The 20697-nt window shown below is 73.1% G+C and carries 20 protein-coding genes and 1 pseudogene; 7 read left to right on the forward strand and 14 right to left on the reverse strand.

Features of this window, described 5'->3' with window-relative positions; genetic code table 11:
- Positions 1 to 29: 29 nt before the first annotated feature.
- On the reverse strand, positions 30 to 1163 hold the full coding sequence (gene sfnG, locus ACFWJX_RS17575) for a dimethylsulfone monooxygenase SfnG (protein WP_383243398.1): 1134 nt from the start codon (positions 1161 to 1163) through the stop codon (positions 30 to 32).
- A 157-nt stretch (positions 1164 to 1320) separates the two neighbouring features.
- A complete protein-coding gene (locus tag ACFWJX_RS17580) occupies positions 1321 to 1404 on the reverse strand; it encodes a putative leader peptide (protein WP_350760414.1) in 84 nt (27 codons plus the stop codon).
- Positions 1405 to 1541: 137 nt separating this feature from the next.
- On the opposite strand from ACFWJX_RS17580, the gene ACFWJX_RS17585 reads away from it, so the two are divergent.
- Positions 1542 to 2474 (forward strand): LysR family transcriptional regulator, encoded by a 933-nt coding sequence (locus ACFWJX_RS17585; protein ID WP_383243401.1) that lies wholly within the window; start codon positions 1542 to 1544, stop codon positions 2472 to 2474.
- Between the two features lie 7 nt (positions 2475 to 2481).
- Here the strand turns inward: ACFWJX_RS17585 and ACFWJX_RS17590 are convergent, their stop codons facing one another.
- The 4 genes and pseudogenes from ACFWJX_RS17590 to ACFWJX_RS17605 form a co-directional block, all read right to left on the reverse strand.
- Positions 2482 to 2649, reverse strand: coding sequence for a hypothetical protein (locus ACFWJX_RS17590; RefSeq protein WP_319181128.1), 168 nt, complete (start codon positions 2647 to 2649; stop codon positions 2482 to 2484).
- A gap of 76 nt (positions 2650 to 2725) precedes the next feature.
- Positions 2726 to 3056, reverse strand: a pseudogene (locus tag ACFWJX_RS17595) (MMPL family transporter); the annotation flags it as partial.
- 6 nt (positions 3057 to 3062) lie between these two features.
- Entirely contained in the window at positions 3063 to 3854 is a 792-nt protein-coding gene (locus tag ACFWJX_RS17600; protein WP_383243405.1) for an SGNH/GDSL hydrolase family protein, read from the reverse strand.
- Positions 3855 to 3939: 85 nt separating this feature from the next.
- Positions 3940 to 4851, reverse strand: coding sequence for a LysR family transcriptional regulator (locus ACFWJX_RS17605; protein ID WP_383243407.1), 912 nt, complete (start codon positions 4849 to 4851; stop codon positions 3940 to 3942).
- A gap of 143 nt (positions 4852 to 4994) precedes the next feature.
- On the opposite strand from ACFWJX_RS17605, the gene ACFWJX_RS17610 reads away from it, so the two are divergent.
- Both ACFWJX_RS17610 and ACFWJX_RS17615 read left to right on the forward strand, forming a co-directional pair.
- On the forward strand, positions 4995 to 5690 hold the full coding sequence (locus tag ACFWJX_RS17610; protein WP_383243410.1) for a type 1 glutamine amidotransferase domain-containing protein: 696 nt from the start codon (positions 4995 to 4997) through the stop codon (positions 5688 to 5690).
- Between the two features lie 128 nt (positions 5691 to 5818).
- Positions 5819 to 6259, forward strand: a complete 441-nt coding sequence (locus ACFWJX_RS17615) for an SPW repeat protein (RefSeq protein WP_383243413.1) — start codon at positions 5819 to 5821, stop codon at positions 6257 to 6259.
- Positions 6260 to 6385: 126 nt separating this feature from the next.
- On the opposite strand, the gene ACFWJX_RS17620 is transcribed toward ACFWJX_RS17615, so the two are convergent.
- From ACFWJX_RS17620 to ACFWJX_RS17635, 4 genes are all read right to left on the reverse strand, one after another.
- Positions 6386 to 7153: an ArsR/SmtB family transcription factor gene (locus ACFWJX_RS17620; RefSeq protein WP_383244014.1), complete on the reverse strand. Its 768-nt coding sequence runs from the start codon at positions 7151 to 7153 to the stop codon at positions 6386 to 6388.
- Between the two features lie 55 nt (positions 7154 to 7208).
- Positions 7209 to 8906, reverse strand: a complete 1698-nt coding sequence (locus tag ACFWJX_RS17625; protein WP_383243415.1) for an alpha/beta hydrolase — start codon at positions 8904 to 8906, stop codon at positions 7209 to 7211.
- Positions 8907 to 9081: 175 nt separating this feature from the next.
- Positions 9082 to 9858 (reverse strand): GNAT family N-acetyltransferase, encoded by a 777-nt coding sequence (locus ACFWJX_RS17630; protein ID WP_383243417.1) that lies wholly within the window; start codon positions 9856 to 9858, stop codon positions 9082 to 9084.
- A 40-nt stretch (positions 9859 to 9898) separates the two neighbouring features.
- Entirely contained in the window at positions 9899 to 10282 is a 384-nt protein-coding gene (locus ACFWJX_RS17635; RefSeq protein ID WP_383243420.1) for a MerR family transcriptional regulator, read from the reverse strand.
- A 57-nt stretch (positions 10283 to 10339) separates the two neighbouring features.
- Between ACFWJX_RS17635 and ACFWJX_RS17640 the strand changes: the two genes are divergently transcribed.
- Positions 10340 to 11635 carry an MFS transporter gene (locus tag ACFWJX_RS17640; RefSeq protein WP_383243423.1) on the forward strand — a complete coding sequence of 432 codons (1296 nt, stop codon included), beginning with the start codon at positions 10340 to 10342 and terminating at the stop codon, positions 11633 to 11635.
- Positions 11629 to 12105, forward strand: coding sequence for a nucleoside deaminase (locus ACFWJX_RS17645; protein WP_383243426.1), 477 nt, complete (start codon positions 11629 to 11631; stop codon positions 12103 to 12105). The genes ACFWJX_RS17640 and ACFWJX_RS17645 overlap by 7 nt, the downstream gene beginning before the upstream one ends.
- A gap of 66 nt (positions 12106 to 12171) precedes the next feature.
- Here ACFWJX_RS17645 and ACFWJX_RS17650 read toward each other — a convergent pair whose 3' ends face one another.
- Positions 12172 to 12858 carry a chaplin gene (locus ACFWJX_RS17650; protein ID WP_383243429.1) on the reverse strand — a complete coding sequence of 229 codons (687 nt, stop codon included), beginning with the start codon at positions 12856 to 12858 and terminating at the stop codon, positions 12172 to 12174.
- Positions 12859 to 13153: 295 nt separating this feature from the next.
- On the opposite strand from ACFWJX_RS17650, the gene ACFWJX_RS17655 reads away from it, so the two are divergent.
- Positions 13154 to 14752 (forward strand): alpha/beta hydrolase, encoded by a 1599-nt coding sequence (locus ACFWJX_RS17655; protein WP_383243432.1) that lies wholly within the window; start codon positions 13154 to 13156, stop codon positions 14750 to 14752.
- Positions 14753 to 16207 carry a glutamate synthase-related protein gene (locus tag ACFWJX_RS17660; RefSeq protein ID WP_383243435.1) on the forward strand — a complete coding sequence of 485 codons (1455 nt, stop codon included), beginning with the start codon at positions 14753 to 14755 and terminating at the stop codon, positions 16205 to 16207.
- On the opposite strand, the gene ACFWJX_RS17665 is transcribed toward ACFWJX_RS17660, so the two are convergent.
- From ACFWJX_RS17665 to ACFWJX_RS17675, 3 genes are all read right to left on the reverse strand, one after another.
- Positions 16200 to 17000: an alpha/beta fold hydrolase gene (locus ACFWJX_RS17665; protein ID WP_383243438.1), complete on the reverse strand. Its 801-nt coding sequence runs from the start codon at positions 16998 to 17000 to the stop codon at positions 16200 to 16202. The genes ACFWJX_RS17660 and ACFWJX_RS17665 overlap by 8 nt on opposite strands.
- A 62-nt stretch (positions 17001 to 17062) precedes the next feature.
- Positions 17063 to 18196: an alpha/beta hydrolase gene (locus tag ACFWJX_RS17670; protein WP_383243440.1), complete on the reverse strand. Its 1134-nt coding sequence runs from the start codon at positions 18194 to 18196 to the stop codon at positions 17063 to 17065.
- Positions 18193 to 20688 (reverse strand): thioester reductase domain-containing protein, encoded by a 2496-nt coding sequence (locus ACFWJX_RS17675; RefSeq protein ID WP_383243443.1) that lies wholly within the window; start codon positions 20686 to 20688, stop codon positions 18193 to 18195. The genes ACFWJX_RS17670 and ACFWJX_RS17675 overlap by 4 nt, the downstream gene beginning before the upstream one ends.
- Positions 20689 to 20697: the final 9 nt, after the last annotated feature.

Below are 20697 nucleotides of genomic sequence, written 5' to 3' on the forward strand. Positions count from 1 at the left end.
GCGGTGCGGTAGGCGTTGGGCGGGGGCGATCAGGCGTGGGCGGGCGCGGACCCGGCGTCGGATTCGGCGTCGGCGTCCGGGAGTTGGGCCTCCAGTTCGCGCACCAGGGGCAGCACGCGCTTGCCGAAGTACTCGACCTCCTCGTGGTAGTGGAGGAAGCCGAGGAGCAGCAGGTCGACGCCGCGCCCGCGGTAGGCGACGATGCGTTCGGCGATCTGCTCGGGGGTGCCGATCAGGCCGGTGCGGAAGCCGTCGTTGTACTGGATCAGATCCTCGAAGGAGGAGTCCTGCCACATGCCCTTGCCGTCGGCGGTGGACTGTCCGGCCTGCTTGACGGCGGCGCCGAACCCCTCGACGGCCTCACTGTCGGCCTTGGCGACGATCTCGCGGAGGGTGTCGCGGGCCTCGGCCTCGGTGTCGCGGGCGATGAGGAAGCCGTTGAGGCCGAACTTCGGTGCCCTGCGGCCCGCTTCGGCGGCCGAGCGGCGGACGTCGGCGATCTGCTCGGTCACCCCGTCGAAGTCCTTGCCGTTGGAGAAGTACCAGTCGGAGACCCGGCCGGCCATGGCGCGGGCCGCGGTGGAGTTGCCGCCCTGGAAGATCTCCGGGTGGGGGCGCTCGGGCGTGTTGAGGGGCTTGGGCTTGAGGGAGAAGTCGCGCAACCGGTAGAAGTCACCGGCGAGTTCGGTGTGGTCCTCGGTCCAGATCTGGCGCAGGGCGCGGATGAACTCCTCTGAGCGGCGGTACCGTTCGTCGTGTTCCAGCCAGGGCTCGCCGAGGGCGGTGAACTCGCCCTTGAACCAGCCCGAGACGACGTTGACCGCGAAGCGACCGCCCGAGAGGTGGTCGGCGGTGGCGCCGAGCTTGGCGAGGACGCCGGGATGCCACAGCCCCGGGTGGACGGCGGCGATGACCTTCAGGCGCTGGGTGGCGAGCAGCAGGGCGAGGCTGAAGCTGGTCGACTCGTGCTGGTACTCGGCGCCGTAGCTGGCCATGTAGCGGACCTGGCTGAGCGCGTACTCGAAGCCGTTGTTCTCGGCGAGGACGGCGAGTTCGCGGTTGTAGTCGTATCCCCAGTCGGTGCGCTGTTCGATCTTGCTGGTGACGAGTCCTCCGCTGACGTTGGGGACCCAATAGGCGAATTTCACGGGCGCTGCGGGCATGCGGAACTCCTGGTGCGCGGATGCGTTTTCGGGCACGCCGAATTCACACAGGGCAAAAGAGCGCGGTGAATTCAGGCGGTGCTGCAAAGGCACGGCGCAGACCTGCGGTCAGGGCAGGTGGCGCGGTGGGAGAGAGGGGCGGCGGCGGTTCGGGGAATCAGGCCGCGGCGCAACAGGAGGCGCTGGAGACGCGCGCGAGGTCGACATGGCGTCGCCGCGTGAGGTCCAGTCGCATCTTCATGCCGTCGATCGTGGCAGCCGCCGGTCTCGGCAGTCAAGGAGAACCCGACCGGTCTCGTATCGCGGACCATTGAATTTCACGAAGGCGTGACAGGGAAACCCTTGAACCGACCGGGAATGCGCCCGCATTCTTCCGGGGTGCGCACAGAACAGCTGGAATACATCGCGGCGGTCACCCGGCTCGGTTCCCTGCGCCGGGCCGCCGAGGAACTGCGGCTCTCCCAGCCCGCGTTGAGCGAGACGGTGCGGAACCTGGAGCGGGAGCTGGGGGTGGACCTGCTGGAGCGCAAGCGGTCGGGGGCGACGATGAGCGCCTCGGGCCGTGAGCTGCTGCCTCACATCATCGGGGTGCTGGACGCGGTGGACCGGCTGCGCACGGCGGCGGGCGAGCAGCACCGGATCAGTCGCATGGTGCGGGTGGGCACGGTGAACGCGGCGACCGTGCCGCTGCTCATCCCGGCCGTGCGGGAGTTCCGCGCGGCGCATCCGGTGACCCAGGTGGAGGTGGTGGCCGCCCAGCAGACGGACATCCACCGGACGCTCCTGGAGGGCGGCTTCGACCTGGGGCTGGTCAACCATCTGGAGGGCGACGACATGCCCGCCGACTTCGAGTCCACCGAGCTGCTGCGCGGGCGGCCGGTGGTGTGCGTACGCCCCGGCAGCCCGCTGGCCTCGCTGCGGTCGGTGACGGTCGAGGACCTGCTCGGCGTGCCGCTGATCGGGATGCGGTCCGGCTATGTGATGCACCGCTATGTGCACCGGCTCCTCGACGGGCACGGCCCCGCCTTCGCGTACTCCACCGACGGCGCGGAGATGGGCAAGCTGATGGTCGCCGAGGGGCTGGGGGCGACGGTCCTGCCCGACTTCAGCGTGGCCGGGGACCCCCTGGAGCGGTGCGGCGCGATCACCTACCGGCCGATCGACGGGGACGCGACGCGGGTGCTGCTGATGCTGCGCCGACGGCGCGCGGACTCGGTGCCGCAGGCGGCGCGGGATCTGCACGAGGTGTTCGTGCGGACGGCGCGGACGCTGGGCACGGCCGACGACCGCCCGCCGGCCCCCGGAGGCTGAAGCGGTGTCAGTCCTCGTCGCCGGCCGGGACGACGACGAGGAAGGCGTCCGACTTCAGATCCATCACCACGGTCGCGGGCTCCCCCTCGGCCCGCCGCCGAGCGGCGTACTCCTCCGCGGGCAACGATCCGCGCGGGGCTCCCGCGGCAAAACGCTCCAACACCTTCGCGCCCATAGCGGCAGACACCTCCTGATTCGATACGAACAGATCTGTCTCCTACGCCTGCCCACTGTCGACGCAAGCATGTTCACTACGCATCCACCTGGGTGACACCCGGCCGGTCACGGCGGAGCCGCCGGGGCCACCAGGCGCATGCGCCGAGGTCCCGCACCAGGGCGGGGACCAGCAGCGAGTGCGGCGAAGATGGCGGCGAGCACCGCCCCGGCCGAGGTGATGACACCGCCGGTGCCGACAACACCTCGCAGCACCCCCTCGCGGACCCCGTGCCGCAGGGACTCCTCGCGCACCCGGGACATGGGGAAGGTGTTGTGGTCGACACCGAGCACAAGCAGGAAGACCAAGCCGCACAGCGGAACGGACGGATCGGTGCCGGTGAAGCCGAAGACGTGCCGGATGCCGAGGTGCGGTCAGTTCCGGTGCACCGGCAGCAGCGCGGGGCGTTTCGCCGTGCGGCCGTCGCCGGAGGAGCGGCCGCGCAACCGCCGTACGGCCCAGGGGCCGAGGAAGGCGGCGGTCCAGCGCAGCTCGGCGGCGCCGGCCCGCCATCCCGAGACAGCGGGCCGGTCCGGGGCAGGCAGCGGGTGGGTCCAGGTGTCGTCGCTGCCGGGCAGGTCCAGGGCGTGTGCCACGGCGGCGGCGATGCGGGCGTGGCCGGGCGGGGAGGCGTGCAGCCGGTCCGGGCTCCACAGCCGCGGGTCGGTGACCGCGTGGTGTGCCTCGGTGTCGGCGACGACGACGCCGTGCCGGCCGGCCGCTTCGCGGATGCGGGCGTTGAGGGCGACGACGCGCGGGGCGAGGGGCCGGGCGAGGGGGGCGACGCGGCCCACGTCGGGGAAGGTCACGGTGGCGACGCGGGCGCCCTGCGCCGTGAGCGCGGCGAACACGGCCTCCAGGTGACCGGCGACCTCGTCGGCGTCGAAGCGGGGGCGCAGCAGGTCGTTGACGCCGGCGACGACGGTGGCCAGGTCGGGGCGGAGCGCGAGCGCCGGGGCGAGCTGCTCGGCGCGGACCTGCTCGGCCAGCCGTCCGCGGACAGCGAGGTTGGCGTATCGCAACGCGGTGTCGCGGTGGGCGAGTTGCTCGGCGAGGCGGTCCGCCCAGCCACGCAGGCCGGTAGCGTCGTCACCGTCGCCGAGCCCTTCCGTCTGGCTGTCGCCGAGGGCGACGTAGCGCGCGTATCTGATCCGGGTGCTGGACATGGGCGGCCCCCTGCGTCGACGAGTGAGCCCTAGCCTACTCACTTTTTTGACTATTCAGATAGGCGTCCATACGATGCCGATCCGCTCACCAGGTACGACCCGCCGCCAGCAGGAGGTCGCGGACGCGAGCGACGTCCGGGTTCTCCACGGCTCCGGGCCGCTGCACGAGGAAGGCCGTGTTGATCGGCGGGTCCTCCGGCTCGTGCAGGGCGACGAGGGAGCCCGAGGCCAGTTCCGCGAGGCAGAGGTAGCGCGGCAGGACGGTGAAGCCCGCGCCCGCGACGACCGCCGCCAGCACGCCGCGCAGGTCGGGCACGGTCACGGCGGCGGGGCCGGACAGCCGTCGGCCGAAGACGTGCCGCCAGTAGCGGCGGGCGATCGGCAGGTCCTGCGCGTAGGTGACCAGCGGGACCGGGTGCAGGGCCGCGGGCAGTTCGGCGGGCGGCCGGTCCCCCAGCCGCTCGGCCCAGGCGGGCGCGACGACCAGGACGAACTCCTCGTCCATCAGAGGGGTCGAGGTCAGGGTTCGGCCGCGCGGGCGGGTCGTGGCGATGACCAGGTCGTGCCGGCCGGCCCGCAGTTCGTCGAGCAGCGGCTCGGTCAGGCCCGTCGCCACGCGCAGCCGGACGCCTTCGGCCACCAGTGGCGCCATGGCGGGCAGCACGCGGACGCACAGCAGTTCCGCGGGCCCGGCGAGGTGCACGGGGTCGGCGCGCCCCGCCACCGCCGGGTCGGGCCCGGCCACCGCGGCCAGCTCGTCCAGCGGCGCGGAGATCCGCGCGGCCAGCGCGTCGGCGACGGCGGTCGGGGTGACCCCCCGCGGAAGCCGCTCGAACAGCTCCCGTCCGGCCTGCCGCTCCAGGGTCCGCATCTGTGTCGTCACGGTCGGCTGCGACAGGCCGAGCAGTTGCGCCGCGCCGGTGAACGACCCCGACCGGTAGACCGCCAGGAAGGTACGCAGCAGGTTCAGGTCCAGGTGATGACTTTGCTCCACCATCCGCAGTATTCCGCCCATCCCATCGGAATTCCCATACCCGACATCGGAATCCTCATTGGTTTCCTATGGCTCGACGTCCTAGGTTCGAGACACCGACAACGAGACACCCCACGAGAACACGACACCCTCGGAGACAGATCACCATGGCAAAGATCCTGTTCGTGATGACCGGCGCCGACCACTGGACGCTCGCCGACGGCACCCTGCACCCCACCGGCTTCTGGGCCGAGGAGGCCGTCGCCCCGCACGAGGCGTTCCGCGCGGCGGGCCACGAGGTGGTCGTCGCCACGCCGGGCGGCGTCATCCCGCCGGTGGACAAGGGCAGCCTCGCCGCCGAGCTGAACGGCGGCCAGGAGGGGGCCGACCGCGTCGCCGCCGGACTCGCCGCGATGACCGAGCTTCAGCGTCCGGTCCGCCTGGAGGACGTGGACCTCGCCGACTACGCGGCCGTCTTCTACCCGGGCGGACACGGCCCCATGGAGGACCTGGCCGTCGACGCCGCCTCCGGCCGCCTCCTGGCCACGGCCCTGGAGTCCGGCACGCCGCTCGGCGTCGTCTGCCACGGCCCGGCCGCCCTGCTGGCCGCCGTGAAGGAGGACGGCTCCAACGCCTTCGCCGGCCGCCGCGTCGCCGCCTTCACCAACGACGAGGAGATCCAGGCCGGCCTGGGCGACCAGGCCAAGTGGCTCCTCCAGGACCGGCTGACCGAGGCGGGCGTCGAGGTGCAGGTCGGCGAGCCGTGGGCGCCGCACGTGATCGTGGACGGCAACCTCGTCACCGGCCAGAACCCGGCCTCCTCCGTCCCGCTCGCCGCCGAACTGCTGAAGAAGCTGGGCTGACCCCTGCCCGACGAGCAACCCGCCCACCTCTACACATAAAGGAAAAATAAGCGCAGAATGGGCTTGCGCGGCACTTACCGCACACCGCACCAGACGCGGTCAGGCCTGCAAGTCAAAGGAGATGAGTCATGGCCAACGTCTCGCACTCCAGGGGCGACATGTCGACTCACCCGGATGTTTCCGAGATGCGGACTCGGCACGACCGCATGCTCGGTGGTCGCGATGTGGCACTCGTGGACGGACCGGTGTTCCTGCTCGGTCTGTACTGCGCGGTATCCCCGTGGATACTCCACTACACCGCCAGCCAGCCGGCACTCGTGACCCACAACCTGATCGTCGGCATAGCGATCGGCCTGCTGGCGCTCGGGTTCACCGCGGCTCCGGCCCGTATGTACGGCCTGAGCTGGGCCATGTGCGCGCTCGGCATCTGGATGATCGTCGCTCCGTGGGTTGTCGGCGACAGCCCGGACGCCGGTGTCATCGTCAACAACATCATCATCGGGGCGCTGGCACTGATCCTGGGGCTCGTGTGCGCCGGTACGGCGGCGAAGAACACGCCCAGGGCGTGATCCGCCTCGACGAGAAAGGCCCCGACACAGCGACGACAGGAAGGCGGCCCGGCCGGGCCGCCTTCCGCTGTCCCCGTTCCCGTTCCCCTTCCCGTCCGCGTCCACCGGCGCGGCCGAGTCGTCCGCTCAGCCGCTGGGCACCAGCCAGGGCTCCTGCGGCAGGGTCCGGCCGGTCTCCAGCAGCGACTTGAGGTTGGACAGCACCGCGGGCCAGCCCTGCGAGACCTCGGCGAGCGCGCCCTCGTCGGCGAGGTCCTCGTGGACGACGGTGAGGCGGACGATGTCGGCGTGCGGCCGGATCTCGAAGGTGACCCGCGAGTGCCGCTCCGGCAGGCCCTCCTCGTCGGGTGCGGCCCAGGTGGTGACGAGCCGGGTCGGACGCTCGCTCTCCACGACGGTGCCGACGACGTCGGCCGTGCCGGAGCCGTCCGTGCGCACATGCTCCCAGCGCGAGCCCGGCCGCCAGTCCGAGACGTTGCCGTGCCCCCAGTAGGCGGCGGTCAGATCGGCGTCCGTGAGCGCGTCCCAGACCTGCTCGGGGGTACTGGCGATGTAGGTGACATGGACGAAGGTGGGCTTGTCGGTCATGGCTTCCTCGGCTCGTCGCTTGACCTCGGTGAGCACGCGCAGCCGCGGACGCTCGAACTTGTCGATCCACCGCTCCTGGATGTCGTGGAGCGGCACCGGGTTGAGGTAGTGCAGCTTCTCCCGCCCCCGCCGCACCGTCGCGACCAGGTTGGCGGCCTCCAGGACGGCCAGGTGCTGGGTGACCGACTGGCGCCTCATGTCGATGTGCTCGCACAACTGCCCGAGGGTCTGCCCGGACCGCTCGTGCAGCCGGTCCAGCAGCCGTCGCCGCGTGTCGTCGGCCAGCGCCTTGAACACCTGGTCCATCGCGGAGTCGCTCTCTGATCGCACACCCCACGTTATGCAGGCAGGCACCTGCATGTCAACGGCGGCTCGGCGTCCGTACGACATTCCGCGGGGGCAACAGGCCCGAGGCGACCTCGGGCGGCCAGACACCGTACGACGGCAGCACCTCGGGGGCCCGGCCCGCCGGCAGGGTCTCCGTCGGCGTACCTGCCGAGGCGGGCGGCGGCGGCGCCGGTTCCGGGAGCCGCTCGACGAACGGCGGGAGGTCCTGCGCGCACCGGGCGCCCTCCGGCGGCAGCGCGCCCGTGCGGAAGTAGCGCACCACGTGCCGCCCCACGCACGCGCTGGGATTGTCCAGCGCCGTGTGCCCGTACCCGTCGAGCGTCAGCAGACGCGCACTGCCCAGCTCCGCGGCCATGGCGCGGCCCGACGCGTACGGCGTCGAGGGGTCGTACGTCGGGTTGACCACCAGCACCGGGTGGGCGGTCGTCCGGTTCCACGGACCGGTGTACGGCCGCGCCGCGCGGGCCGGCCACGCGGTGCACGGCTCGTTGGCCCAGGCCCACCAGCTGCCCAGCGCCCCGGCCTCCGCCACCGCCCGCCGCTCCAGCCCGGGATAGCGGTCCGGCGAGATGGGATTGGGGCTCTCGGCGCACATGACCGCGACCGACTGCTCGAAGCCCGGGTACCGCGCCGGTTCCGCCGCCACCGTCCCGGGATCCACGGGCGCCCGGCCGCCCCACAGTCCCTGGAGCGTGTCCGCGATCCCGGCCCAGCCGGGGTGCACGGTGTAGAGCCCGCCGCGCACCTCGCTCACCGTCCGCGCGTACGTCCACTCCCCGACCGGCCGCTTCGCCAGGCGCCGCAGCAGGGAGTGGTACTTGGCGCGGGTGGCCGCCGGGCTGCCGGCCGAGAACACGCACCCCGTCACGGGTGCGCGGCCGCAGTGGCCGAGGAACTGCTCCAGCGCCCCGGCCGAGCCCAGGTGGGAGCCGAGCCGCAGGAAGGTGTTCAGCTCGGGCTCACCGGTCGCGCCCCGGTTCACCCACGCCTGCGGGTCCACGTTCCCGTCGACGACCAGGCGCCCGACCCGCTCGGGGAACAGGTTCGCGTAGGTGGCGCCGAGCAGCGTGCCGTACGAGATGCCCCAGTAGTTCAGCCGTTCCTCCCCCGTCGCACGGCGCAGCAGGTCCAGGTCACGGGCGGTGTCGGCGGTGGAGATGTGGCGCAGCAGCTCCGGGTCGTCGCGCTGGCAGCGCTGGGCGAGGTCGGCGTAGGAGGCGGTGAACGCGCGCTGTTCGCGCTCGCCCACCGGGAACGGCGGGACCTCGGCCTGCCAGGCGGCGGCCTCCCGGGCGGAGGCGAAGCAGCGCACGGCCGTGCTCTCACCGACGCCTCGCGGGTCCCAGCTGACGATGTCGTAGCGGTCGCGCAGGTCGCGCGGGAACTTCTCGTACAGCTCGGGCAGTCCGACCGTGCCGGGGCCGCCCGGACCGCCGGGGTTGAAGAACAGCGTGCCGGCCCGCTCGGCGGGTTCGGCGGCGCGGTGCCGGATCACGGCCAGCTCGATCGTGCGGCGCTCGGGGCGGGTGTGGTCCAGCGGCACGTTCGCCACCGCGCAGTCGAATGCGGCCTGCGTCTCACCTTTGCAGGGCTTCCACCGCAGGACGACGGCGTCGTCACCGCCCGGTCCGCCGGCGGTTGCCGGGCCGGCCGCTCCGAGCAGCATCACCAACGCCCCGGCCGCCGCGCTCGCGACCCCTCTGAGCGGCATCCGTATGACGGTCCGTGGCATGGGTGGGACCTTCCCTCGCGGCTGACGGGAGCCGGGCCCTGCGACAGCGGCCCCGCAGCCATACCACCGGCGCCCCGCCCACCGGGCAACCGACACGCGTCCGAACGGGCGGTCCGGGAACGCCGGGAACCCCGCGAGGCGAGGACGGGCGGGCCTACGGCACGTACACGTACGGCGTCGTCGTGGTCAGGGGGGCGAAGCCGAGGCGTTGGAGGATGGGGCGGCTCTGGTCGGAGGCGTCGACCTGGAGGTAGCGGTAGCCGCGGTCGGCGGCGATGCGGGCGCGGTGGGCGACCAGGGCGCGGTAGATGCCTCGGCCGCGCCATGCCTGCGAGGTGCCGCCGCCCCAGAGGCCGGCGAAGCGGGTGCCGGGGATCAGTTCCATGCGCGCCGAGCTGACCGGCTCGTCACCCGCGAGGACGACGAGGGCGACGAGGTTGTCCGGGTCCGTTGCGAGGCGGTCCCGCATCAGGTCGACCAGCCAGGCGGAGTCCTTGCCGAACGCCCTCTCGTTCGCCTCGGCCATGAGGCCGACGCCCGCCATGTCCGTGACCGGCACGATGCGGAGCCCCTCGGGCAGTTCGGCACCGACGAGCTGCTCGCCCGTCTCGCCGATCATCAGGGTCTCCTCCGGCTCGGGCACGAACCCGGCCGCGACGAGCCGGTCCCCGAGGTCGACGGGCCGGTCGTGCCCGTAGAGCTTCCACTCGAAGTCCCGGCCGAGCCCGCCGAAGTACGCGACCTGCTCGGCGATCGCCGCGTCGGCGTCCGCGGCATTCAGGTCGGACCACACGACGCCGTTCCAGCCGTCCTCGGACCCGACATGGCGGACCACCTGCCCGGCGCGTTCGACGCGTGCGCCGGGGCTCTCGGGGAGTGCGCCTTCGCGCATGTCCCGGTCGTACAGGGCGAGTACCGCGGCGTTGTCCATGGGCACACTTCACCATCGCGTCCCCATGTGATCAACGGGATTACCGGCGGGCGGCGGTCTCGCCCGGTCGTACGGCCGCCAGGTAGCCGCTGAGCCGGTCGCGGTTGCGGGCCAGGCAGTCGATGCGGGACTGGATGCGGTCGATGTGGTCCTGGAGCAGGGCGGCGGTCTCGGGGGTCAGATGCTCGGCGGGCAGGATGATCTCGTCGGGCCCGGACAGGTAGGGCAGGATCGCCCGGATCATCTCGGTGGTGAGCCCGGAGTCGAGCAGCCCGCGGATCTGCTGGACGTCCCGGACGGCCGCCTCGCCGTAGGCCCGGTAGCCGTTCTCGCCGCGGTCGGGGTGGAGCAGGTCCTGCTCCTCGTAGTAGCGCAGCAGCCGGGTGGGGACACCGGTGCGGCGGGAGAGTTCGCCGATCTTCATGTCTGGCTCCGGATCGCGCTTGCCTTCACACTGATGTGAAGGTCCGACGATGGTCGCATGTCCACCGCACCCATGGCCGAGGGCACCGTCGTGCCCGCGCCCCTGCCCTGGTCGGGGCTGCTCGCCCTGTCCACGGCCGCCTTCACCGCCGTCGTCACCGAGCTGCTGCCGGCCGGACTCCTGCCGCGCATGGCGCCGGCGCTCGGCGTCCCCGAGTCCCGGGTCGGCTTCCTGGTCACGGGGTACGCGGTCGCGTCGGTCGCGGCGGCGATCCCGGTGACCGCGCTGCTGCGCGGCCTGCCCCGGCGTCCGGTGCTGATGGGCGCGCTGCTGGGTTTCGCGCTGAGCAACGCGGTGGTCGCGCTGTCGTCGTCGTACGGCGTCACCTTCGCGGCACGGCTGGTCGCCGGGGTGATGGGCGGCACGCTGTGGGCGATGCTCGCCGGGTACGCGGCCCGAATGGTGCCCACCGAGCGGCGCGGCCGGGCGATCGCGGTCGTGCTGGCGGGGATCACCCTGGCGCTGTCGCTGGGGGTGCCCGCCGGGACCGGGCTGGCCCGGCTGGTCGGCTGGCGTACGGCGTTCGGGCTGCTGGCCGGGGTGGCGGTGCTGCTGGTGGGCTGGGTGCGGTGGCGGGTCCCGGACTTTCCCGGCGAGGAGCGCGGCACGCGCACCCCGCTCGCCCGGGTCGCCATGCTGCCCGGAACCCCGGTGATCCTCTCCGTCACCTTCTTCCTGCTGCTGGGCCATCAGGTGATGTACACGTACGTCGCCCCGTTCGCGGCGCAGGCGGGCTTCGGGCGTACGGACGTCGTGCTGCTGGTGTTCGGCGCGTCCACGGTCGCCGGGATCTGGGCGACGGGCCTGCTCGTCGACCGGTGGCTGCGCGGCACGCTGCTGGGCGCGCTCGCCCTCTGCGCGGCGGTGATGCTCGCGCTGGGCCGGTACGCCGAGGCGCCCGCCGTTCTGCTGGTGTCGGCCGCCCTGTGGGGTGCCGCCTTCGGCGGGGCGCCGACGCTGATCCAGACGGCGCTGGTGGATGCCTCGGGCCCGGCGGCGGCGGACGTGGCGACCTCGCTCCAGACGACGGTGTACAACGCGGGCATCGCGGGCGGCTCGCTGGCCGGCGGTGTCGTCCTGGAGGACCTGGGCGCGGGTGCGCTGCCCTGGACGGCGCTGCCCCTGACGGGCCTGGCACTGACAGCGGTCGTCGTGGGGCGGCGGCACGCCTTTCCGCCGGCCCGCGCACGGCGGGCCCGCGAGCGCCCCGGACCGGACGTACGGCACGCGGGCCGTCCTACGCTGGACGTCGAAGATCGGTCCGAGGACGAGGAGAGCCGCACGCCATGCTGAGGGACGAGGAACTCCCGTATCTGCGCCGCTGTGTCGCACTCGCCGAGGAGGCGTTGCGGGCCGGGGACGAGCCGTTCGGCTCGGTGCTGGTCGGGGCCGACGGGACGGTGCTCGCCGAGGACCACAACCGGGTGGCGTCCGGCGACCGCACTCGCCATCCCGAGTTCGAGCTGGCCCGCTGGGCCGCGGCGCACCTGGCGCCCGGGGAACGGGCGGCGGCCACGGTGTACACGTCCGGCGAACACTGCCCGATGTGCGCGGCCGCCCACGCGTGGGTGGGCCTCGGCCGCATCGTGTACGTCGCCTCGTCCGCCCAGCTGACGGCGTGGCTGACCGAGTGGGGCGTGCCCGCCGCACCGGTGCGGGCCCTGCCGGTCCGGGAGATCGCCCCCGGCGTCGCCGTGGAGGGGCCGGTGCCCGAGCTGGCGGAGGAGGTGCGGGCGCTCCATCGGCGGTTCCATGGCGCCTGAACGGGGCCGGAACGGCCGTAGGCCCCCTGGGGGCGGGGGCCTACGGCCGTGCGGGGAGCGTGCCGGTCAGTGTTCCGCGGCGGGCCGGAACCGGCGGTAGAGGACCGCTCCGCCCAGGACCAGCGCTGCGGCGCCCGCGAGGGCGGGAACCGTGCCGTCCGTGCCCGTGCGGGCGAGGGCGGACATGGTGTGCGGCGCCTGTGCGGCCCGGACGGGCGGCACCACCGTCGGGTCCGCGTGGGACGCGGCGGGCGGGGTGTGCCGCGTCGGCGGCTCCGGCTCCGGCTCCGGCTTCGGCTCGGCCGGGGGTGCCGGCTCCTCGTCCGAGGTGTTGACGGACTCGTTGCCGAACACCGGGTTGGCGATGCCGACGACGTTGACGCTGTTGCCGCTCACGTTGACCGGGAGGTCGACCGGCAACTGGACGCCGTTGCCGGAGACCACGCCGGGCGAGTCCTGGGCACCGCCGTGGGCGCTCGCGCCGCCACCGTTCTTCGCGGGTGCGGCGGCCGAGCCCTTGTTGGCGCAGGCGTTGCCCGCGGCGGGATTGAGCAGTCCCACCACGTTCACGGTGTTCCCGCACAGGTTCACCGGGACGTGCACCGGCAACTGGACTCCGTTGCCGGAGATCAGTCCCGGCGAGCCGGCCGCGGTTCCGTCCGCCGCGGAGTCGGCGAACGCGGGCATCGCTACGGCCAGCGCGCCCGAGGCGGCGGCGACGGCGATCACACCGTTTCGGGTTACCCGTCTCATGGGTCCCTGCCTTCCAGACATGGTCGCGGGCACTCGCCCGCACCCCGTAGAACGCGGCTCGAACCATGCGAGTTATGGCCAAACGGTCTTTCACCCCAATGGGTGCCACTCTCATCGAACTGGATGTTAAGCAGACAATCCCGCCGTCGGCCGCCCGCGGACCGCCTCTCGCGGTGCCCGCACGGCGGGCCTCGCGCGGGCCGCCCGGCGTCCGGAGGCGGGTCCCGCGGAGCCCGCCTATCGTGGGCCGGGGCGCCGGTCCCCGGTCCGCTGCAAGGCGTCCTGGGAGGCATTGATGCTGGCCAAGCTGTCGACGCGACCCGCACTGCGACGCGGCGCGCTCGCCGTGGCCGCCGCACTGACCCTGCTCGGCGCGGGACTGCCGACGACGACCGCGGCGGGCGACGGTGACCGTCCCCCGGACCTCTCCCGGTTCCACGACCAGAAGGTCGAGTGGGAGAAGTGCACGGGCGACGGCATGCCCGACGATCTCCAGTGCGCCAAGGTGACCGTGCCCGTCGACTACGCGCGCCCCAAGGGCGCCACCCTCGACCTGGCGCTCGCCCGCTATCGGGCCACCGGCGACAAGCGCGGCTCCGTACTGCTGAACTTCGGCGGCCCCGGCGGACCCGGTGTCCCGGAACTCGCGTACGGCGGCAAGGAGTTCATGGACCTCACCGACGGCTACGACGTGGTCGGCTTCGACCCCCGGGGCGTCGGCCGGTCCTCCCCGGTCAGTTGCGGGGACGCCGAGGACGACGCGTACGCGGCCGTCGACGACGACCCGGACGACCTCGGCGATCCGCGGGAGCTGCTCGCGCAGCTGAAGAAGGCCGCCGCCGCGTGCGCCGAGCACTCCGGGCCGGTCCTGCCGCACATCGGCACGGTGGACGCGGCCAAGGACCTGGACGTGATGCGCGCGGCCCTCGGTGACAAGAAGCTCAACTACCTGGGCTTCTCCTACGGCACCCGGCTCGGCGCGGTGTACGCCGCCCAGTTCCCCGACCGGGTGGGCCGGCTGGTCCTGGACGGCGTGGACACGCTCACCGAGCCGCTCGCCGAGCAGGGCATCGCGGGTGCCCGGGGTCAGCAGGTGGCGCTGGACGACTTCGTGGACTGGTGCGTGAAGGACATCGCCTGCCCGTTCGGCCAGGACGCGCGCACGGCCCGCGAGGAGGTGCGGCGGCTGGTCCGCTCCATGGACGAGGACCCGGTGCCGACGGACTTCGGTGAGCCTTTCACCGGGCAGGACCTGGTGGGCGCGATCGGGCAGGGACTGTACAGCAAGGAGTTGTGGCCCTCCCTGGAGCGGGCGCTGGCCCAGCTCGTGGAGAGCGGGGACACCAGCGGCGTGATGGCGTTCGCCACCGGTGGCCTCTCCCTGCCGGTGCGCGACCCGGGGGGCGGTGATCCGGGCGGGGGTCTGGCCGACGAGGAGGAGATCCCCCTGGACAACCTGCCGGCCGCGCTGATGGCGATCAACTGCGCCGACGATCCCGACCGCCCCACCGCCGAGCGGATCACCGCCGACCTGAAGCGGCTGCGCGCCGCCTACGAGGAGGCGTCGCCGGTCTTCGGGCCGTACCGGCTCACCCAGGTCCTGATGTGCTACGGCCGCCCCAAGGGCACCGACTACATACGCGAGGAGGTGAAGGACCTGGACACGCCGAAGATGCTGCTGGTCGGCACCCGCGGGGACCCGGCGACGCCGTACCACTGGACGGTGGAGACGGCGGAGCGGCTCGGGTCGTCGGCCGTGGTGCTCGACAACCGCAGCGAGGGCCACACGGGGTACGGCTCGTCGAAGTGCGTGCACCGCAAGGTCGACGACTTCCTTCTGTACGGTTCCCTCCCGCCGAGCGGCAGCTCCTGCGGGGCCGACGAGGACGACTGAGTGCGCCGCGGTCTGCCGCTGCTGCTGGTCGCCGCCGGCGCGGCCGGGGCGACCCTCGCCGCGTGCGCCGGCTCGGCGCGGTGGTGGTTCGCGGCCGGTCCACTGCTGGCGCTGACCGCCCTCGGTGTCCGCGATCTGGTGCAGCGCCGGGACTCGCTGCTGCGGGCGTATCCCCTGACCGGGCGGCTGCCGTTCGTGCCCCGGCGCGGTCGTGACGAGCGGTCCGGCGCCGTGGGCGAGTTCCTGGTGTCGTCCCTCGCCCCCGTGGAACCGCCCGAGGAGGCTCCCGTGGTGCGGGTGGGCGGGCCCGACTGCCGGCTGCCGTACGACATGGCGCTGCTGAACGTGTCCGCGATGAGCTTCGGCGCGCTGTCGCCCCGTGCGGTGCTCGCCCTCAACCGGGGTGCCGCGCTGGGCCGGTTCGCGCAGGACACCGGCGAGGGCGGGCTGTCCGAGCACCATCTGCGGGGCGGCGGTGACCTCGTCTGGGAGATCGGGACGGGCTACTTCGGCTGCCGGACCGGGACCGGGGGATTCGACGCGCGGGAGTTCGCGGACAAGGCGGCGCTGCCCGAGGTGCGGTGTGTGTCGCTGAAACTGTCGCAGGGGGCCGCGCCGGGCGGCGGCGCGCTGCTGCCCGGCGTGAAGGTGAGCGCCTCGGTCGCGCGGGAGCGGAACGTGCCGGTGGGTGAGCCGGTGGTGTCTCCGCCGGGGCACCGGGAGTTCTCCACGCCACGCGAGCTGGTGCTGTTCCTGGCGCGACTGCGGGAGCTCGCGGGCGGCAAGCCGACCGGGGTCAAGCTGTGCGTCGGCTCGCGCCGCGAGTTCCTCGCGGTGTGCCGGGCGATGGTCGCGGAGGGCGTCGCGCCGGACTTCGTGGTGGTGGACGGGTCGGAGGGCGGCTCGGGCGCGGCGCCGCCGTACGCCGGGGAGGTCGGGCTGCCGCTCACCGAGGGGCTGATCACCGTGCACAACGCGCTGGTCGGCGTCGGACTGCGGGACCGGGTGCGGATCGGGGCGAGCGGCGGGGTGACCACGGGTGCGGACGTCGTCCGGCGGCTCGTCCAGGGCGCCGACTACACCAACGCGGCCCGCGCGATGATGCGGGCCGTGGGCTGTGTTGGGACCGGCCGCTGCCACACGAACGCGTGCCCGGTCGGTGTCGCGACACAGGACCCGCGACGGATGCGGGCCCTGGACGTGGAGGACAAGTCCCGGCGGGTCCGCCACTACCAGCGCGGGACGGTCCGCGACGCGGTGCGGATCATGGCCTCGATGGGCGTCCGGGAGCCGGCCGGCCTGAGGCCCGCCCACCTGGTGCGGCGGACGGGCCCGGGGACGGTCCGGTCGTACGCGGACCTGTACGAGTGGCTGGAGCCGGGGGCGCTGCTGTCCGGGCCGCCCGAGTCCTGGGCGGCCGACTGGAAGGCGGCGGACCCGGACGGCTTCAGCTAGCGGCGTCCGGCTGGACCGACGGGGCGGTCACGAAGGCGTCGATGGCCGCCGTCAGCTCGGCCGGCTTCTCCACGGGCAGTTCGTGGCCCGCGTCGAGGATGCGGACGGTGGCGTCCGGATAGGCCTTGGCCATCCGCAGCATCTGCTTCACCGGGAGCTGGATGTCGTGGTAGCCGTGGATCATCAGGGTCGGCGTGCGGATCTCCCCGACCCGGTCCAGGACGTCGAACGCCCGCATGGCGCCGTACAGGGTCATGACCACCTCGCGCGGGGTGTCCGCGGAGGACTTGATGTAGGCGCGGATCTCGTCGCGCGGGTAGCCGGGGGCGAAGGCGCGCTGGATGTTCGTGGCGACGAACAGCTTGTACGGGACGAGGGTGGAGGCGGCCATCAGCAGGCCTCTGCCCCGGTTGTACGCCATCCGGCCGATGGAGTTCACCAGCACCATGCGCTCGACGCGCTCGGGGTGGGCCAGGGTGATGGTCTGCGAGATCATCCCGCCCATCGAGTGGCCGACCAGCACGAACCGCTCGACCTCGAGGTGGTCGAGGAGGGCGAGGACGTCGTTCGCCAGCTCCTGGACCGTCTTCACACCCGCCCCGGCGCTGTCGCCGTGCCCGCGCAGGTCGAGCCGGATCACCCGGCGCGTCTTCGAGAAGTGCGCCACCTGGTGGTCCCAGCGGTGCCGGTTCGCCGTCCAGCCGTGCACGAACACCAGAGGCACCCCGCCGCCCTCGCGCGGCCCCTCGTCGTCGTACGTCAGTCTCGCGCCGTCGACTTCGAGCTGCGGCATGGGTGCCTCCTGCGTGAACGTCCGGTTACTGACGCGTACGGTAACCGGCCGACGGGTCGGCGTCACCGTCGTTCGCCGAGGAAGTCGAGGATGTGCCCGTACACGTCCAGGGCGGCGCCCCGGCCGAGGAACGTGTCCAGGTGGCCGTAGCCCGGGATCTCGGTGTACCGGACGTCGAGCTGGGGCTGGCGGTGGGCGAGGACCTCGTGGCAGAGCTGCTGCGAGTCGAGCCACAGGCCGTTCTCGCTGCCGGCGAGCAGCAGGACGGGCGTGTCGATGCGGGCGGCCGCGTCCAGGGCGTTCCGCGGCAGCGACCGGTAGCGGCCGTCGGTCTCGTGCCAGCGGACCACACTGCGGGCCAGCTCGATACGGCGCAGATGCGGCAGGATCCACAGCGGCGCGGGGCCGAGCAGCTCGGCGAGCCGGTCGTGGGTGGCCTCGGACAGGTTCTCGTGCACGAAGAGTGAAGCGCCGCTCCCCCAGGCCGAGTTGTGCAGCATCTGGCAGGTCGGGTCGGGGCAGGACGCCTTGCGGGAGGCGAGGGCGAACAGCGGCGTGTACTTCGACCATAGGCCCACCTTGCGGAAGTCGACCGGGATGTGGTCGATACGGGACTTCAGCAGCTCCCCCGCCACCGACATGCGCAGGGAGGTGCGGCCGGCCAGCTTCGGCGTGAGGAACACGCCCTGGGAGACCACGCCGGCGAGGCCGGGGACCAGTCCGGCCGTCATCGACAGGGAGAGGGTGAGGGAGCCGATGCAGTGGGCGACCACGAACAGCGGGCGGTCGCCGATGCGTTCGCGGATGTGGGAGACGGCGGCCGGGATGTCGTACAGGGCCACGTCGTCGTAGGTGTAGCGCTGTCCGGTCTCGTTGTAGGGCAGCCGGCAGCTGCCCCGCCAGTCCAGGAGCCATGGTTCGTAGCCGTCGTCGAGGAGGGAGTCGACGAGGTTGCGGGTCTCCGGGAGCAGGAACATGTCGGCGGACGCGGTGTGGCCGTGCAGGAGGAGCACGGCGGGGCGGCCGCTCTCGCCGGGGTCGACGCGGGTCAGGCCGAGGCGGACCCCGTCGGCCGCGCGGAACGGGATCTCCTCCACGCGCGCCGGGTCCAGGCGGTGGCGCAGCGGGCGCAGCGCGGTGGTGGTCCTGACCCTGCGGAGCTGCCGCCGGGGCGCTGAGGTCGTCTTGAAGATCATCGGTGGCGCTCCGTGGGGTTCGGGGTGCGGCGCAGGTCGAGCAGGTCCGCGGCGGCGCGGGCGAAGGGGCCGGCGAGTCCGCGGCCCATCTCCAGGCCGAACCACGCGAGCCAGGTCAGCTTGGCGGCCCGCTTCTCCTGGCCGGTGAGGTGCGGGGCGACCTTGATGCCGTCGATCTGGTCGCGGACGTAGGAGTCGGCGGGCACGACGACCTCACCGGTGAACGTGGCGGGTTCGCCCTCGCGGCCGAGTTCGATCGTCAGGGCGCGGGTCTGGCGCCACAGGTCGCGGCGGGCGCGGGCGTACTTGTGTCCCTCCAGCCACCACAGTTGTTCTTCCGCGTCGCGCAACCGGAGGCGGTAGCGCAGGAGTTGGTGCCTGAGCCCGTGCTGCTGCGGGATGCCCTCCTCGGGGCGCACCCAGACGTCGCCGTGGACGACGGTGAGCGGCTCGGCGTGGACCGCCGGGCAGGTGATCTCGCCGGAGACGTCGACCCGGCGCTCCTTGACGAGCTGGTACATGCTCGCGATGGAGAGGGTGAGCGCCATGGAGCAGGGGCTGCCGGAGCTGCCCGCCGCGTCTGCGGTGTCGGCTGTGTCCGCGGTGCCGCCTGCCCGGCGGACCCGGCCCTCGGTGGTCTCGGCGAACCACAGGTAGGGCTGGTCCTCCTTCCGGGGCAGCCGGGCGAGTCCGTCACCGGCGAGCTTCTCGAACGTCTTCAGCTGGGCCTGCGCGTCGTACCGGGCCGCCGGGGTCAGCCCGAGGGCTTCCACCAGGGCGTCCGTCCGCTCGGCGCTCGCCGCCGGACCCTTGAGGGTGGCCTCGCACAGCTTCAGCGCGGTCGGACTCTGCAACACCCGGGCCAGGAAGGCCAGTTCGGGCACCGGCTCGGCCTCCAGGCGGGCCAGGGTGTCGGTGCGCCAGTCGTCCCAGTCCTCGACCCGGACGTGCATCCCGCCGAACGCCATGTCGCGGACCACGTCGTCGAGGGTGTTCGGGACGCCGGTGAGGTTGTAGTCGAAGCCCCACGCGTCCGGCTCGCAGACGACGGCCACGGCGACCCGGCTGACCCAGTCGACGGGGGCCGCGTTGAGGTAGCGGAACGCCGGTACGGTGCGGAAGCGGCCGAACGCCGAGATCAGACCGCTGCTGAGGTCCTGCGGGTTGTAGGCGCCGGTCTTGGTGTGGCCGCCGATGCCGCCGGGGCGCAGCGCCGACACGATCAGCCCGTGGTCGCGGGCACGGCGCAGGGCGGCCTCGGCGGCCCACTTGGACTGGTCGTAGCCCGCGACGAGGCGGTCGACGTGGGCGAACGGGTCGTCCTCGCCCATGGAGCTGATGCCGACCTCGTTGAAGACGGCGATGGACGAGATGTGGTGCAGCGGCTTGGGCCGTCCGGTGGCGGCGAGTTCCGCGAGGGTGAGGGTGCCGAGGACGTTGCTGGCGCGCAACGACTGGTAGCCGCGCAGGAAGTCGACGGCCGCCGCCACGCCCACCACGCTGTCCAGCTCGTGGGCGAGGGTGTGCCACAGCTCGTCGGACAGTCCGAGGCGGGGACGGCGGATGTCGCCGGGCAGCACGGTGACACGGCGACGGACCTCCGCGTTCCATGGCAACCGGTAGGTGCGCAACTGCTCGGCGAGCCGGGCGGTCGCCGCCTCCTCGTCGGCCCCGCGGACCAGGCAGTACACATGGGCGTCGCTGTGCCGGAGCAGGTCGAGCAGCATGTGGCTGCCGAGGAAGCCGGTCGCGCCGGTGAGCAGGATCCGCCGGGGCGGCAACGGCTCGGGCGAGCGGAGGAAGGGGAGACGGTCGGCGAGCGCGAGGTCGGCCAGGATCTGGTCGAGGTCCTCACGGCGGGCGGTGCTGTGCGGGTCGTCCGCCAGGTCGGGGAGCGGGAGGGTGGTGACGGGGGCGGGCTGCGCGGGCCGGGGGGACCAGACGGGGAGGCCGGCCGCTGCGGGGGCGGGAAGGACGGCCGGTGCGGGCGCCGGGAGCTTCTCGGCGTGGGCGGTCCGGGGCGCCGGGAGGGGAACCGAGTGGCCGCCCCGCTCCAGCCAGCGTCGGGCCAGACTGCTCGGCCGGGCGTCGGCGAACACGTCGTCGAGGTCCAGCTCCACGCCCAGATCGCGCTCCAGCTCCGCCGCCAGCTCCACGGCGTGCACGGAGCTGCCTCCGGCGTCGAAGAAGTCGGCGTCGGCGTCCAGGTGCCCCTGGGGAAGATGGCGCCCGGCGGCGACGGCGATGGCGTCGGCCAGGCCGTCGAGGTCGAGGACAGGGGCGTCGGGCGCGGGGGCGTCGGAGCCCGCCACCTTCGCGGATTCGCCTGAGGCAGGCTCCCGCCCGGCCGGGTCGGCCGTGGGGATGACCAGCGCCAGCAACTCGCTGACGCCGAGCCCGCTCCCTCCCCGTTCGATCGCCTCGGCGGTGGCCTGCCCGTCGTTCGTCCGCTGTCCGGCGTTCGCCGCCGCGTCCTCGTTCATGTCACGCATGAGAGCCCT

The sequence above is a fragment of the Streptomyces sp. NPDC058335 genome (assembly GCF_042723915.1).
In the GTDB taxonomy this organism is placed as follows: domain Bacteria; phylum Actinomycetota; class Actinomycetes; order Streptomycetales; family Streptomycetaceae; genus Streptomyces.

Coding starts and splice junctions, on each gene's coding strand:
- ACFWJX_RS17635 (WP_383243420.1), bottom strand. CDS start 10,282: ATGAAGATCGGCGAACTCTCCCGCCGCACCGGTGTCCCCACCCGGCTG.
- ACFWJX_RS17645 (WP_383243426.1), top strand. CDS start 11,629: ATGCTGAGGGACGAGGAACTCCCGTATCTGCGCCGCTGTGTCGCACTC.
- ACFWJX_RS17620 (WP_383244014.1), bottom strand. CDS start 7,153: ATGGACCAGGTGTTCAAGGCGCTGGCCGACGACACGCGGCGACGGCTG.
- ACFWJX_RS17670 (WP_383243440.1), bottom strand. CDS start 18,196: ATGATCTTCAAGACGACCTCAGCGCCCCGGCGGCAGCTCCGCAGGGTC.
- ACFWJX_RS17655 (WP_383243432.1), top strand. CDS start 13,154: ATGCTGGCCAAGCTGTCGACGCGACCCGCACTGCGACGCGGCGCGCTC.
- ACFWJX_RS17600 (WP_383243405.1), bottom strand. CDS start 3,854: ATGTCCAGCACCCGGATCAGATACGCGCGCTACGTCGCCCTCGGCGAC.
- ACFWJX_RS17605 (WP_383243407.1), bottom strand. CDS start 4,851: ATGGTGGAGCAAAGTCATCACCTGGACCTGAACCTGCTGCGTACCTTC.
- ACFWJX_RS17625 (WP_383243415.1), bottom strand. CDS start 8,906: ATGCCGCTCAGAGGGGTCGCGAGCGCGGCGGCCGGGGCGTTGGTGATG.
- ACFWJX_RS17580 (WP_350760414.1), bottom strand. CDS start 1,404: ATGAAGATGCGACTGGACCTCACGCGGCGACGCCATGTCGACCTCGCG.
- ACFWJX_RS17650 (WP_383243429.1), bottom strand. CDS start 12,858: ATGAGACGGGTAACCCGAAACGGTGTGATCGCCGTCGCCGCCGCCTCG.
- ACFWJX_RS17640 (WP_383243423.1), top strand. CDS start 10,340: ATGTCCACCGCACCCATGGCCGAGGGCACCGTCGTGCCCGCGCCCCTG.
- ACFWJX_RS17675 (WP_383243443.1), bottom strand. CDS start 20,688: ATGCGTGACATGAACGAGGACGCGGCGGCGAACGCCGGACAGCGGACG.
- ACFWJX_RS17590 (WP_319181128.1), bottom strand. CDS start 2,649: ATGGGCGCGAAGGTGTTGGAGCGTTTTGCCGCGGGAGCCCCGCGCGGA.
- ACFWJX_RS17665 (WP_383243438.1), bottom strand. CDS start 17,000: ATGCCGCAGCTCGAAGTCGACGGCGCGAGACTGACGTACGACGACGAG.
- sfnG (WP_383243398.1), bottom strand. CDS start 1,163: ATGCCCGCAGCGCCCGTGAAATTCGCCTATTGGGTCCCCAACGTCAGC.
- ACFWJX_RS17615 (WP_383243413.1), top strand. CDS start 5,819: ATGGCCAACGTCTCGCACTCCAGGGGCGACATGTCGACTCACCCGGAT.
- ACFWJX_RS17610 (WP_383243410.1), top strand. CDS start 4,995: ATGGCAAAGATCCTGTTCGTGATGACCGGCGCCGACCACTGGACGCTC.
- ACFWJX_RS17630 (WP_383243417.1), bottom strand. CDS start 9,858: ATGGACAACGCCGCGGTACTCGCCCTGTACGACCGGGACATGCGCGAA.